Raw genomic sequence first — 14,338 nt, 5'->3', positions numbered from 1 at the left:
TGCGACCGCTCCCGAATTGACGCCGACCAGATGGGGCCGCATGAAAGACGTCGTTTCTTAGCAGGGCGCACGCAGTACACACCGCGAAGTGCCGTGGCATTTAAGGACGGGACGCAGCTTTGTGCGGAGCGAATTCAGGGTACCAAAGCCGTTCCGCGCAGCTCACCCGAGCGTAAAACCAACCCGATCCAACGACACCTCCTCCCGAGACGCCGAGATGCATCGATGCATCCCCAAGCTCAAGTCCTCGTCGAAGCCCCAACTGCTGCGGAGCGACACCAACTGCTGTGCGCTCAGCTGACGCTCTTCTTAGAGAAGTTTGCATTACGGGACGAAGGCCCTTTCGAAGGGCATTTTGCAAGCCCTGCAGCATATTTCTTGTAATTGCCGTTAGATCGACGATACTGATGTCACAAAGAGTGTTTTTCGACGACATTTGACGGATCTGAGATTTTTTTCTGCGGAAACACACGATCTCTTGCAGAATTTCCTCTTTAGCCTGGAGCCTGTTATGAGGTACGACCGAATCGACGCTCACATCCTGGAGATCGTGCAAAAAAATAACCGTCTCACATCCGAGACGATTGGCGAACTGGCCGGGCTTTCCGCTACCGCCTGTCAACGCAGGCTAAAGAGGCTTCGGTCGGACGGCATTATCGAGGCGGACGTTTCGATCGTTTCGGCCAAGGCGGTCGGAAGACCTATTCAGATGCTCGTGCTGGTGACATTGGAGCGGGAACGCTCGGACATAATCGACAGGTTCAAAAAGGCGATCAAATCATCCGCTGAAGTCGTCAATGGGTTTTACGTCACAGGCGATGCTGACTTTGTCCTATACATAACCGCACGCACCATGGACGATTATGAGCAGTTCACGCGGCGATTTTTCCGTGAGAACCCCGATATCAAGGGCTTCAAGACCATGGTGGTCATGGACCGGGTAAAAGCCGGATTTGCTATTCCAATTGAGGCACCGTCTGAGGATTGAGTGTCTCACCAATGGACCCCGCCTACCTGCTCCATCACCAAGCCGTGCAAGGCGTCGCGGTACCCATTATGAAACGAGCGCAGGTCTTCGCGCATTGGCGCGCATAACTTTGAACTGAGTGGCGTCACCTCCAGGCTACCAACACCAACCGCTCATTGTGGGCGCTTCGTGGCGCGAGCGAGCTGGATGACTCAGTCCGATGAACTTGCAAACGCTCACCAACGAGAGATGTCGGCTTGGCCAGTACGCATCGCTAGCGCCCTTTTTCGTCGCGCAGTGCGAGTAAAACGCTGCAAGTTTCCTTCGATTTTGTGCTCTAAGCGGCTACGCGCGATTTAAATATTCAGAGCGCTTCAGAGTATGGCCTCACCTATATGCGTTCACGTCGCTTCTGGCCATTGGACAGATCTGAGAAGATCGGCTTTCAGTTGGGCAAGGCCGCCGCGGCTCGCTCGGCGGCACCTGTCACGAGGAAATCAACTTTTTGAATCAATACAAGCGGCGAAAGGATAAGGCCTCTGGGTCAGTTGAGTGGCATCTGGCCTTTGCTGGTGGCATCTTGCAGGGAGTGACTACGGAATGAGCCGTGTCGAGAAAGCGCGCACTTGCAGGGCAAGAGCAAAGTTTACTCGTCAGGTCGGGATCGTGCGAGGCGGAACCCTTGGCGCGAACCTGACTATTTTGAGGTCTCTCTTGCATCTAAGCAGCGCAAGTCGAATGACGGCGGACTTCCCGTTTGCCATCAGCCCCTCTTTGTCCTCATTCGTCGCACCATCCGGGGTAGGGCAGCAAGCTAGATGACTCCTCTCAAGCCTCGACCAATTAGCACTGAAGGTATCACAGCGCCCTTCCGCCACCTCACCTTTCGGCGTATCTGGCTTGCGAGCCTCCTTACGAACCTGGGCGCGCTGATCCGGAGCGTCGGCGCAGCGTGGGCGATGACGCAGATGACAACGTCGGCGGACAAAGTTGCGCTTGTGCAGACAGCATTTTTGCTACCGGTCATGCTGATTTCGATGCCCGCAGGCGCAATTGCGGATATGTATGACCGGCGGATCGTGATGCTTTTCGCGCTCAGCATGTCGCTAGCTGGTGCGACCGCGCTGACGGCACTTACCTGGCTAGGGATGGTCACGCCAGACTCGTTGCTAATCCTGTGTTTTGTAATCGGCAGCGGCGTGGCTCTGATGGATCCTGCCTGGCAATCCTCAGTTAGCGAGCAAGTGCCGGCGGAAGCACTCCCAGCTGCGGTCGCGCTGAACAGCATTAGCTATAACATCGCGCGCAGCGTGGGACCGGCGATCGGCGGGATAGTGGTAGCGGCAGCCGGCGCAGTCGCTTCGTTTGCCCTAAATGCATTGCTATATCTACCCTTACTTCTTGCGCTGTTCTTGTGGAAGCGAATTTCCGAACCGTCATATCTTCCGCCAGAAAAACTAAACCGCGCCATCGTTTCGGGGCTCCGCTACATCGCTAACTCGCCCCCGATCAAAATCGTGCTGATTCGTTCCATGATCACCGGCGTGATCGGAGGCGCCATCATCGCGCTAATGCCGCTGGTCGCCCGTGATCTCCTTGGAGGTGGTGCACGGATCTATGGGATAGCTCTCAGCGCGTTCGGACTTGGCGCGGTAATTGGAGCGCTATATGTACCTGAAGTACGAAAGCGCTTGAGCGGTGAAGCCGCAATTCGCGCCTGCGCACTGTCCATGAGTGGGGCGCTTCTCGCCGTGGCGTTGAGCCACGAGCTGGTTCTCACATCGGCCGCTCTTGTCCTTGCCGGTGCCGTGTGGATGATCTCCTGGGCCCTCTTCAACATTGGCGTGCAGCTGTCGGCCCCGCGCTGGGTCGCAGGACGCTCGCTTGCAGCCTACCAAGCAGCAAGCTCAGGAGGCATTGCTGTCGGTAGCTGGGGCTGGGGTCATTTGACCGATGCCGCAGGTGTCGACACAGCGCTTTTGATATCAGCAGTGCTGATGTTAATTTCTCCACTATTGGGGCTTTGGCTCCGTATGCCTCGCATAAACCCGCGAAGCGAGGATGCTGAAGCGCTTGCGCATCCTGAGGTTCGGCTAACGCTCACCCATCGCAGCGGACCCGTTGTGATTGAAATCGAATACCGCGTGGCACAAGAGAATGCGCGGGCCTTTCATAACGTCATGCAAGATGTGCAGCTGTTCCGAAAGCGGAATGGCGCGTATGGCTGGTCGATCGCTCGCGATATCGCTGATCCTGAACTGTGGACAGAACGCTACCATTGCCCCACGTGGCTTGATTATCTGCGTCAACGCAATCGCTCGACGCATTCAGAACGCGCGCTAGATCGACAAGCTGCGTCCTTTCACGTGGGTCCAGAACCCGCGCGTATCCGGCGTATGCTAGAGCGCCCATTTGGCTCCGTTCGGTGGAAGGACGATGTATCCGACCGTACCGCCAACGAGTCCTTTCTCGGTGACTATAACCGGAATCGAACGTAAAACATAGCCTCTGCCAATTTGAGGCGATCATTCCTCGAACAGCCAAATGAGAAGTGCCAGCACTGCTCCAAGCGAGAATGCTCGTTCCTAGTGAGAGGCTCAGCAGATCGATTGGGCTTGATCTGTTGATCTTGCGGTAAGGAACAGCACAGCGAGTCTGAGACATCCCTTGAAGTCCCCAGGCTTGGGTTCCCTTCATCGAGGGAGACCGTTGTCGATCCCGGATCGTTGACCCAGCATAAAAGCCATCCGCGCTCACGAACTGTCTACTTATTTGCCAGCTCGTCCATCACCTGTCTGGTTGCTTGATAGGCAAGCTCAACGATTTCGTCGATCTCAGCCTCGGAAACCACGAGAGGCGGCGCGAAGCCAAGAATGTCTCCATGCGGCATCGCTCGTGCAATAAGCCCCCGATCGCGAGCCGCCTTTGAGATGCGGGCACCAACTTTCAGCGCCGGATCAAACCTCTGTTTTGTCTGCCGATCCGCGACATACTCGATTGCGCCTAGAAGGCCAACGCCTCGAACCTCCCCGACGATTTCCAGCTGCGCAAACCGCTCCTTGAGCCGCTTTTGAAAGTGAGCGCCGACAGTTCGGGCGCGATCGCTTAGTCGCTCCTTCTCGACGATGTCGAGCACGGCATTGGCGGCCGCTGCTGCGATGGGGTGTCCGGAGTAAGTATAGCCATGGGAGAACGCTCCGACGCGATCGGCGGCTTCCTCCATAACGTTGTAAACTCTCTCGCCGACGATAGCTCCCGAGAGTGGCATGTACCCGGATGTCAGCCCTTTTGCGACTGTGACAAGATCTGGTTCGATCCCGTACAGGGTGCTCCCGAAGTCCGCGCCAGTTCGACCAAATCCACAGATGACCTCATCGGCAATCAAAAGGACCTCGTACCGCCTCAGCACCGCCTGGATTTCACGCCAGTAACCCGCGGGCGGCGGCGTGATGCCACCGGTCCCGAGCACCGGCTCGGCAATGAAAGCACCAACCGTTTCTGGCCCTTCGCGCACGATTAACTGCTCGAGCTCGGCCGCTCGCCGGCGAGAAAAGTCTTCTTCCGTCTCACCCGGTTCGGCGCCCCAATAGTGATGTGGCGTGCCTGTATGGAGAACGCCTGCGAAAGGCAGGTCCATGTAATCGTGATAGAATGACATGCCGGTCATTGAACCGGAGAATACCGAGCAACCATGATACCCGCGCTCGCGCGAAATGATCTTCTTCTTCTTTGGCTGGCCGCGCAGATTGTTGTAGTACCAGACGAGCTTTGCTTGTGTCTCGTTGGCATCCGATCCAGAGAGCCCGTAGAACACTTTGCTTGCCTTGCCTGGAGCCGTGCGCACGAGTCGGTCCGACAGCGTGGCCAGCTCTTCGGTCGTGTGCGCTGCATAAGTGTGGTAGTATGCTAAGCTGTAGGCTTGACGTGCAATGGCTTCGGCCACTTCGGTGCGACCGTAGCCAATGTTTACACAGTAGAGGCCAGCAAAGCCGTCGATATAACTGCGCCCCTTTGCGTCTTTGATATGAATCCCCTTTCCGCCAGTGACGATTGTCGGGTCACCAATTTTACCGGTGGCGAAGTCCTTGAGCTGGGTGAAAGGATGCAAAACATTTGAGCGATCCCTTTCAGCAATGGTCTTGATGTCAATCATGTCACTCTCCTATGCCGCCAGGTCGCCGAAGCAGACGTATTTCAGTTCCATAAATTCCGCCAACCCGTGTCGCGATCCTTCGCGGCCGAGCCCGGACTGTTTCCATCCCCCGAAAGGAATGGGTGACCCAGTAAATGAAGCTGTATTGATACCGAACATGCCGCACTCGATCCGCTCTGACAGTCGCATCGCTCGACGTAGATTGTCTGTGTAGACATAGCCAGCGAGCCCCATTTCGGTAGCGTTTGCTCGGGCGATAACCTCTTCTTCCGAATCGAAAGGGAGCACTGCAGCCACCGGCCCGAATGTTTCCTCGCGAGCGATGAGCATGTTTTCAGTGACCTCGCCAAGTAAGGTCGGAGGAACGAAATGGGGGCCTAAGCTCGCGTCCTGCTGTGGCGAGACAACACGCGCACCGTTCTTCAGCGCATCGTCAACATGAGACCTGCACTTCTCGGCGACTGATAACTTAGTCATTGGCCCGATAGCTGTTGTAGGCTCCAGACCATGGCCCATTCTGAGCTGAGCTATCCCGGCGGCAAATTGTTCAACGAAGGCGCCGTAAATGTTTCTTTGCACGTAAATGCGGTTAGCAGCCAAACAGTCCTGGCCAGACGTAGCAAATTTTGCCGCCATCGCACCCTTGACGGCCTTCTTAAGATCGACATCGTCGAACACCAGAAAAGGAGCATGGCCGCCCAGCTCTAGCGATACTTTCTTGACGCTCTCGGCTGCTCCCTCAAGAAGCAAACGGCCCACTTCCGTAGAACCCGTAAACGAAAGAGCGCGTATTCTGGTGTCGCTCAACAGTGGTTTCGAAAGTTCGATCGGATTGCCGACGAGCACCTGAAACACACCCCGCGGGAGCCCAGCTTGCTCGCCTAGCCTGGCCAGCGCCAGCGCGGATAACGGGGTCTCGGGGGCAGGCTTCACAATGATCGGACATCCGGCGGCTAGGGCGGCCCCCGCCTTCCGTGTAATCATCGCTATGGGAAAATTCCATGGGGTTATCGCCGCCGCGACACCTGCTGGCTGCATTCGCACGTGGAGCAGGCTTCCAGGCTTATGGCTTGGGATCGTCTCACCGTATGCCCGCTCCCCCTCCGCGGCGAACCACTCAAGAAAGCCAGCACCGTACGCTATTTCCTGACGCGCCTCAGCAAGCGGCTTACCTTGCTCGCAGGTCACTAGGATCGCGAGTTCCTCCTCGTGCTCGATCATCAACGAGGCCCAGCTTCGCAGAAGCGCACCTCTCCTTACCGGCAGCAATTCTCGCCACATAGGAAAAGATCGCTCGGCCGCAGCTATTGCCACCTCCATCTCTACGGCCCCGCAACGAGCAATATCCGCTATCTCATCGCCCGTCGCGGGATCAATCACATGGTCCCGCTCGCCACCGCGTAACCACTGCCCGTCGACGAGCGCCGCCCCCGACAGAAAATCACGACGGGTCAGATTTTGCAGATGCCTGCTCGTCAAAGCGACCCACTGCGGACGTTTGTGGAGAATTTTTTGAAACGTCATTTGGGGCCCCACACGGTCATTTTGTTGAAATTGCCCATGCGATCAGAATACTGATGGTGTATAGAAATTTGCGTCGCATTTCCCCGCGGCTGGGACGATTTCCTGCAAACCCTACGCACTTCGCGATGGAATGCACCTGAGTCTGGAGCTCAATCATGAATCAGACCGGATGACGCCCGCGTCCTGGAGATCGTCCAGAACAACCAGCTGGCTCCGAGGTCGTCGGTGAAATGACTGGGCTTTTGGTACGGCATGTCAGCGCCGGTGAAGCGCCTGCGGTCGGGCGGAATACTTGAAGCCGATGTTCCGATCTTTTCTGCTAGAGCGGTGGGAAGACTTAAAAAGGCAACACGGATGACTACGCCCTGGTCAAACATCGCGCTGTAGCTAACAACCTCAACCTCCCGAGATCTCGCCGCAAGTTTTCTAAGGTCTTGGGGAGCAGCCGATCGTGCTCCATTAAGCCTAGCGCGCGGACTATGTCCGAGCGACCGCGCGAGCGGGTACGCGTTAATCCGCCCGCCCCTCATGCATGGCTCCGCGCTCAACCACTAGTGGCTGTTGTCTCGAGTATAACCAATCTTCCGCTAGTTGCGATAGGTAGACTGTCCTGTGCGGCAGCAAGACCAACAGGATGCTCGATAGCCGCTCAGTTAGCCAAACTGGCCGGCGACGAACCTGGCCCTGTCAGCTTTGTCGGGAGCAATCTATGATGGCTGATCAACCGGATGCACTTCTACGTTCGTTGCCGCGCAAGTTCAAAGCTCCGCTCCCGGGCGCCCGACTACTTGTTCTCGGCGCGGTGCATGGAAACGAACCCTAAGGTTCAATTGCCATAGAGCGGATCTTCCAAGAACTCGCATGCGGAGAGCTGGAAATCATTGCCGGCCAGCTCACGCTCGTACCAGTCGCCAATCGACTCGCATGTGAACGCGGCACTCGCAACGGCCGCGGCGATCTGAATCGCAACCTCGGATCGACATCGAGTCCAGGAGATAATGAAGACTTCATAGCAAGTGAGTTGTGTGTGCTGCTCGCGAACACGCTGTCTTGATCGAATACACTCGTTCGATTGGCAATCTAGTTCAATGGTGCTTCTCGGTCCGGATAGCAGCACACGCGATTCAGAGCCCTTCGCATTCGCATGCCATGAGGACGTGTTGGCTGCACATCTGGGAATCAACCGAGCACTATATGAATGGCTAGCCACCAACATGCGCCGGCTCACAGGCGCGGGGGCTCAATTCAATACTGCAAGGGAACCACCGATTATATGCGGTCCGTTGGCCGCTATGCTTTGACAATAGAATGAGGTCAACACGCAGATCATCTTGCTCCAGAACTCGCGTACAATGCGATACGTAACGCGCTCGCCTATCTGAGACTTATAGCTTCAAAAACACTACAGCCCAAACAGGAGATCGAGTTATTGCGAGTGTCGCGCCCCGACCGTGAACGAAGAGGGCTTGATAGATAGCTTCGTGGCTGACGCGCATCGTCTTGTCGTCCGGAAGTCGATCGGCAAGTGTCGGCCAATCTGCTCAGGCTAGGTGCAGGGCCATTCCATACAGGAGATTGGAGGCCGCCTCGGGCGGTCTGCCTCGACAATCTCCCGCGAACTGCGGCGCAATGCGGCCACCCGCAGCGGCTGGTTGGAGTACCGGGCGACGACTGCCCAGTGGCGTGCAGATCCATCGCCCGTCGTCCGAAGCTGACTAAGCTTGCGCTCAACACCACCTTGTGCACTGATGGTGAAAGAGCGACTTGCCGAATGTCACCGTGGCTCCGAGCGGCACTCCCGTTGCTGGTCCTGCTGTTCATGTCCAAAGGATTTACTTCTTTCTAGGAGATTCCTTTGGCTACAGGGAGGTAAGCGCCAGAGCTCATTCGATTCCAAATGCTGTAGAGCTTTCTCCTCGAATCGGACTCGAATTGCTCAATCGTCACTCAGTCGACGCAGCTGCACCACCGTTGGTCGCACCTGAAGATATGCTTCTACAGCTATCTGTAAACGGCGGATTCGATGCAGCGCCCTCAGTTATAGGCTTCTATGGCTTCCGGAAGTGCGACACCATGAGTTTTGCTACCTGATCCGATTGATCTACGCCCGAGGCCAGTTTCGCATCGTATAGCCCTCCCGGATTCGTCAGATTAAGGTCTATTATGTAAGGGTAAGCCATATCAAGCCCAACGAAATTGACGCCATAATCCATCAGCTTCCGACCGATCAACTCGGCGAGTTCAATCTCGTTGCAATGCAAGTCGACCGGAATTGGCGTTCCTCCTTGCGTGATATTAGATCTATGATCATCTAGCGACGCTTTCCGCCCGTGCCAGGCAACTGCCTGCCCGCAGGCAACGATGATCCGCTTTTCGCCTCGCTGCACTTCGGAGATGAAATGCTCAAGAAGAGCGTACTGAGCCTTAAAGCCATCCAGTCCGTATTCGTATTGGTGCCGCTTCACAAGAGATTCGCGTTCGGTAAGACCACCGAATCGGCTCTGCGCGTCTGCATTTCCTGTCAGGCATTGTAGGATCGCGCGAGCATTTGGCCCATTGGGAGGAAGCAAGAATACGTTTTGTCCGCCATACGCGTTTGCCGGTTTCACGACCCAACAGAGATCGGGGTTCTGCCGATATCTCTCCCAAAGTAGAGAGAACTCATTCGATGTATATGCAATTGCTCGATGCTCTTTCGGCACGACGAGACCCAATGCATGCTTTGTTTCCAGAAAGAACGTACCCTCAATGCTATTAACGAAGGGGGTATGTTGAGAGGCCAGCCACAGCATTTGCCAAATATCACCCGAGATGCTAGACGGCCCCGCGTGGTTGAGCAGGACGAGCTGGCATTCGTCGATGAAATATACACCCCTCGCCCCCTGCGCTGCGGAGCCAAGCTGGTACGCCTCTCCGCTTGGTGGCACCAATACTCCCCGTGTAAAATAACGATAATCTTCTGACCCGACCCCAGTGATCTCGCCGAAAATCACCTCCCAGCCGAACCGACGGAACGCGTTTCCGATCGGTACATCATTTTCACCTAAGCAATCTGGACTACCTGTAAGTATGAGAAGTCTCATCGGGTTTCTCCTACTCGGCTCCAAAGAAATGACATCACGGCACAATCGGAACATTGAAGGTGCTTGAGGTGACCGTTCGCCTGTCGCCTGAGAGCAGGCAAACATCCCGCAGATACCAATCAATGCTAAGGCGATGATCTTGCCGCCGCCCCTTTGCGATTGCTCCTCTAAACAGCAATCCTCGTGCCAGCGTTAATTTTCTCTATCTGAGCTCGCCATTGCTTGCCTGAAGAGGCATCCCGTAGGACACGCTGATCGGAAGCTGACGACTCGCGTGCCAGTGTCATAAACCAGACGGAGCCGCACCTTGTGCTAAGGGACGCGCTGAGAATGTCGCCTTGGCGACTCCGAGTGAGTCGGAAACGGCAGTTTGCGTCTCTGACACTCGGCTTAGTTTGGTGACGCAATGACTCCCGGGTTGAGCAGCAGTGCGGTGGTGTGGTCAACCCGCCACAGCGCGGCGATCGCATCATGCATCTGTTCACCCGACCACAATCGGGCTTTGAGTGCCTCTGCCATGGGCTTGCTCTGGGGTCGCGATTCTGGGCGGCGGCAATCTCAAGAGTGGGGCAGGCCGCAAAATCGATCTATTAGTCGTCGGCCATTCCAACTTTTCCGTTGAGCCCGCACGCGGCGAACCGCTGGGAGACAATGTACCACCTGATTGATCATCTCGCTGAGGATGCGGGCTCTTGCGGCCGCCGCTCACGAACTCGGCAGGATGTCGCCATTCCAGTTGGTTAACTCTAGCGCGTTCAAACCACGAACTCTCGAACTCTCCCCAGTCTGGCATTTTCGTTCTGTCGGGAATCGGTAGGATGCGGCCGTACGAGGAGCGAGAAACAAATCGCACTTCTTCATCAGCGGCGTAGGGGCGCGTCTAGGGTCCGCCAAGGCCGGTACGGGATCAAAATGCAGCAGTCGAAAATGCGAACTGCTCTTCCAATTGCTCCCATGAGCCCGCAATAGCATCTCGCAACTTTGTTTCCGCCGTCCGAATACTGAAGAGAGCCGTAATTCGATTGTGCCGGCGGCTTTCGCCGGCTCCTCACCTCGCCTCAGGCTGGACGCAAAGATTACTGTGCAGGTACCTGTACTATGGCGCACCCAACGAAGTGCAATGCCGCCGACAGTCCATGAGGTAGTGCTCCAAAAGCAGTCCACCGCGAACCCAGGCCGAGGCCGCCAGCATTGGTAGGTGCGTGAATGCAGTCTCTCGGAGTAAATGAGGCCCGTTACTCTTAGATGGAAACGCCGCGTCTTTTCGAGCCGTCGTGCCTAATCGTTGATGCACTCACTCGCCCCAGGAAAGCCATCATGAATACCGCCGACAGAATGCAGCAACACCTTAAGACAATCGAAGCTCTAGAATCTAACGTTCGATCATATTCTCGCGCGTTTCCCGCGATCTTCAGCAACGCCCGAGGATCGATTATCTTAACGAACGACGGGCGAAAAATCATTGACTTCTTCTCTGGCGCGGGGGCGCTGAATTACGGACACAACAATCCTGCTATACGAGCCATTATTACTGACTATCTCGGATCAGATGCGCTCGTCCATGCACTCGATATGGCCACCCCCGCGAAGATTGACTTTATGGAGACCTTCGACTCAACGATCCTGCAAAGACGCGGCTTGAGATACCGGCTTCAGTTCACCGGTCCGACGGGAGCGAATGCTGTAGAAGCGTCGCTAAAGCTCTCGCGCAAAGTTACCGGACGTCACAACGTTATCTCTTTTACTCGCGGATATCATGGAGTGAGTTTAGGGGCCGCTGCAGCAACCGCCAACCGCTTCTATCGCAAACCGAGTGGCGTCGCTCTCTCCGGCGTGACTTTCATGCCATATGAAGGCTATTTAGGGCCAACGGTGAATACCGCACAGCACCTCAGAACTGCATTGATGGACGAGAGCAGTGGGGTAGATCTCCCAGCTGCAATTCTACTAGAAACGGTGCAGGGAGAAGGTGGAATTAATGTCGCGTCCGAGCAATGGCTAAGATCCGTGCAGACGATTGCGAAAGAAGTTGGCGCTTTCTTGATAGTAGATGACATTCAGATGGGTTGTGGTCGCACGGGTGACTTTTTTAGTTTCGAGATTGCAGCCTTATCGCCCGATGTAGTCGTGCTATCGAAATCATTAAGTGGATACGGTCTTCCCTTGTCAATGCTGTTGATCAAGGACGAACTCGATGGATGGGCACCGGGAGAGCACAACGGGACGTTCCGAGGCAATAATCTCGCGCTTGTCGCTGGAACCGCCGCAATCAACGTGTACTGGCGCGAACCACTCTTCGCACAACAGGTCAAGTGCACTGGAACTTTTCTACATCGCCAACTTTCGGCTATTGCTACTAAATATGGAAATGCTTTTGCGGTTCGAGGGCGTGGCATGGTCTTTGGTTTTGATTGCCTTGTGGCGCAAACAGCGGAGACGATCGCGCGCATTGCGTTCGAAAAAGGATTAATGATCGAACGCTGCGGGCCGAATGATCAGGTTATAAAGTTTTTGCCGGCACTCACGATTGACCGCGCAACTTTGAATGAAGGTCTCGAAATCTTCGAAGACGCTGTGGCCGAAACCATGCGTCTCAGGCAGTCTTGAGTTCCAGCTGCGTTTGTTCAGATGTGGCCCAGGTATCTGCCGGACAAGCGGAAGTGATCATCACAAGAACCTGAATTGAAGGGTGACAATCACCGATCGGCACATAGGCCTCAGTCAGCGCAGGCGGCGCGGAAACCTAATGACGCGTCTCGTCGTCGGCGCACCCGGCCGGCCGTAATGGGTTGAGAATGGAAGCGCGGAGATACATGCAAGCCAGGCACGCGCCAATCCCGGCGTTAGAGGTTCTCCGACTGTGGGAAATTATCCGCAAGCCGCCCATGGCTCGCTCTGCGGCGGCAAGCGCTTGCAGATATTCAACGACGATCGTGTGAAATAAAGCGCGATGTCGATGTAACCACCTTAAAGCAGACCGCTGCCCCGACGACATTCCCGATTGCTGCACCCCGAGCTAGAATCCCTTTCGCGCTTCTCCGAGCTCCTGAGGCAATGAACTATATGCTCTGGCACCGGCCTGACTTTGTCCGCTTGTCGAGGATGGCAGAGAGTCAGCAACAACACCCGCTGGAGAGCGTCGCGCGGCATCGCTCTGGGAAGAAACAACTCGATGTTCGCCGAGACCATATGGTGATGCTGGAAAGATAACTTCTGACGTGGTCTTGTTCGGCAAAGCGTTATTTTCATCGAAACAATTCACAATGGCAGTACGTGTCTTGCAATGCTCCATCCCCAACTTCTTTCAAAAGCCATCTGGAACCCACAGCCCGTCATTTTGACTCGGACTATGCAGCACACAAACCGATGGCAATTCCGACAGCTCTGTTTGGGGCGGGCTCGACCAATTCTGGAGGAGGTGCTCAACAGCCAAGCAGGACCCAAATGCCTGGTGATTGTAGTCATCTGGAACGCAAGTTCGTGACCTTAGTTGATCGCTCGAATCTCTAGAGAGGAGAGCGCTGGTGGTGAATGCAGGTGTGAGGCCGGCCGATCGCGCCGTTGCTGCTGAGTCCGCAGGAGCGGTCGTACTTGGAAAGGCAAGTTCGTCGTGATCGGGTAGCCCGCTCGCTATCTGATCGATGCCGTGCGATCCTGCGGTTTGCGGATGGCTTGGCAAGCAAGTCCGTAGCTGCCGAACTCGGCCTTCACGAACATACCATTGGTAAGTGGCGTCGCCGGTTTTTGAAGGATCGCTGTGATGGCCTGCTTGACGAAGCGCGACCTGGCCGCCCTCGCACCATCAACGACGATCAGGTTGCCGCAGTGATCGAGCGGACGCTGCGGACGACGCCGGTCGACGCGACGCACTGGTCGATCCGGTCGATGGCGGGCCGAATGTGGTCGGCGTTCGGCTTGCAGCCGCACCGTAGCCAGACATTCAAGTTGTCGAGCGATCCGCTGTTCGTCGACAAGGTGCGCGATATCGTCGGCCTTTATCTATCCCCACCGAACCGTGCGCTCGTCCTCAGCATCGATGAGAAAAGCCAGATTCAGGCGCTCGATCGCGAGCAGCGGGTCTTGCCGATGATGCCTGGGGTGCCGGAACGGCGTATGCACAGCTATGTGAGGCATGGTACGACCACGCTGTTTGCCGCGCTCGATGTCGCTTCCGGCTTCGTCATTGGCAAATGCTACAAGCGCCATCGGGCGGTCGAGTTCTCGAAGTTCCTCAAAGAGATCGACGCTCAAATCCCTGAGGGGCTCGCTGTCCATATCGTCATCGACAACTACGCCACCCACAAGACACCCAAGACAAAGCGTGGCTCGCTCGCCGGCCGCACTATCATGTCCACCTCACGCCGACTTCCGCGTCATGGATCAATCAGATCGAGCGCTGGTTCGCTGAACTCACCAGAAAGCAGATCCAGCGAGGTGTTCACACCTCCGTCAGGCAACTCGAGGCCGATATCCGTACCTTCATCGAAAGGCACAATGATAACCTGAAGCCCTTCAAATGAACCAAGTCCGCAGACCAGATCTTGGCTTCTCTCAAACGCTTCTGCCACAAGGCCCAGCAGACTTTATGTGGCGAACTTTAGAATCACGTGA

Annotated in this window: 7 protein-coding genes and 3 pseudogenes; 5 read left to right on the top strand and 5 right to left on the bottom strand. The window is 55.9% G+C overall.

The features are described from left to right. Nucleotides 1-511: 511 nt before the first annotated feature. Nucleotides 512-988, top strand: a complete 477-nt coding sequence (locus ACVW16_RS24485) for an Lrp/AsnC family transcriptional regulator (protein ID WP_283046457.1) — start codon at nt 512-514, stop codon at nt 986-988. A gap of 797 nt (nt 989-1,785) precedes the next feature. Further along, nucleotides 1,786-3,465 carry an MFS transporter gene (locus tag ACVW16_RS24480; protein WP_456701625.1) on the top strand — a complete coding sequence of 560 codons (1,680 nt, stop codon included), beginning with the start codon at nt 1,786-1,788 and terminating at the stop codon, nt 3,463-3,465. 266 nt (nt 3,466-3,731) lie between these two features. On the opposite strand, the gene ACVW16_RS24475 is transcribed toward ACVW16_RS24480, so the two are convergent. From ACVW16_RS24475 to ACVW16_RS24465, 3 genes and pseudogenes are all read right to left on the bottom strand, one after another. Beyond that, entirely contained in the window at nt 3,732-5,120 is a 1,389-nt protein-coding gene (locus tag ACVW16_RS24475) for an aminotransferase (protein ID WP_456701624.1), read from the bottom strand. Between the two features lie 9 nt (nt 5,121-5,129). Continuing rightward, nucleotides 5,130-6,644 carry an NAD-dependent succinate-semialdehyde dehydrogenase gene (locus ACVW16_RS24470; RefSeq protein ID WP_456701623.1) on the bottom strand — a complete coding sequence of 505 codons (1,515 nt, stop codon included), beginning with the start codon at nt 6,642-6,644 and terminating at the stop codon, nt 5,130-5,132. Nucleotides 6,645-8,083: 1,439 nt separating this feature from the next. After that, nucleotides 8,084-8,190, bottom strand: a pseudogene (locus ACVW16_RS24465) (IS30 family transposase); the annotation flags it as partial. A gap of 7 nt (nt 8,191-8,197) precedes the next feature. On the opposite strand from ACVW16_RS24465, the pseudogene ACVW16_RS24460 reads away from it, so the two are divergent. Then, nucleotides 8,198-8,385, top strand: a pseudogene (locus ACVW16_RS24460) (helix-turn-helix domain-containing protein); the annotation flags it as partial. 307 nt (nt 8,386-8,692) lie between these two features. Here the strand turns inward: ACVW16_RS24460 and ACVW16_RS24455 are convergent. Both ACVW16_RS24455 and ACVW16_RS24450 read right to left on the bottom strand, forming a co-directional pair. Then, entirely contained in the window at nt 8,693-9,727 is a 1,035-nt protein-coding gene (locus ACVW16_RS24455) for an ATP-grasp domain-containing protein (RefSeq protein WP_456701622.1), read from the bottom strand. Nucleotides 9,728-10,117: 390 nt separating this feature from the next. Further along, entirely contained in the window at nt 10,118-10,246 is a 129-nt protein-coding gene (locus tag ACVW16_RS24450) for a hypothetical protein (RefSeq protein ID WP_456701621.1), read from the bottom strand. A 798-nt stretch (nt 10,247-11,044) separates the two neighbouring features. Between ACVW16_RS24450 and ectB the strand changes: the two genes are divergently transcribed. Together ectB and ACVW16_RS24440 are read left to right on the top strand one after the other, a co-directional pair. After that, complete coding sequence (ectB, locus tag ACVW16_RS24445; RefSeq protein ID WP_456701620.1) at nt 11,045-12,334, top strand: diaminobutyrate--2-oxoglutarate transaminase; 1,290 nt, start codon at nt 11,045-11,047, stop codon at nt 12,332-12,334. 917 nt (nt 12,335-13,251) lie between these two features. Continuing rightward, nucleotides 13,252-14,328, top strand: a pseudogene (locus ACVW16_RS24440) (IS630 family transposase). The last annotated feature ends 10 nt before the right edge of the window (nt 14,329-14,338 follow it).

Source organism: Bradyrhizobium sp. USDA 4474, assembly GCF_054057515.1.
Note: the sequence above shows the minus strand (reverse complement) of the source record. Positions and strands in the feature narration are given on the sequence as shown.

Bases quoted from the DNA above. Each gene is read 5' to 3' on its own strand.
- ACVW16_RS24450 (WP_456701621.1), bottom strand. From the start codon at position 10,246: ATGGCAGAGGCACTCAAAGCCCGATTGTGGTCGGGTGAACAGATGCAT.
- ACVW16_RS24485 (WP_283046457.1), top strand. From the start codon at position 512: ATGAGGTACGACCGAATCGACGCTCACATCCTGGAGATCGTGCAAAAA.
- ACVW16_RS24480 (WP_456701625.1), top strand. From the start codon at position 1,786: ATGACTCCTCTCAAGCCTCGACCAATTAGCACTGAAGGTATCACAGCG.
- ectB (WP_456701620.1), top strand. From the start codon at position 11,045: ATGAATACCGCCGACAGAATGCAGCAACACCTTAAGACAATCGAAGCT.
- ACVW16_RS24455 (WP_456701622.1), bottom strand. From the start codon at position 9,727: ATGAGACTTCTCATACTTACAGGTAGTCCAGATTGCTTAGGTGAAAAT.
- ACVW16_RS24475 (WP_456701624.1), bottom strand. From the start codon at position 5,120: ATGATTGACATCAAGACCATTGCTGAAAGGGATCGCTCAAATGTTTTG.
- ACVW16_RS24470 (WP_456701623.1), bottom strand. From the start codon at position 6,644: ATGACGTTTCAAAAAATTCTCCACAAACGTCCGCAGTGGGTCGCTTTG.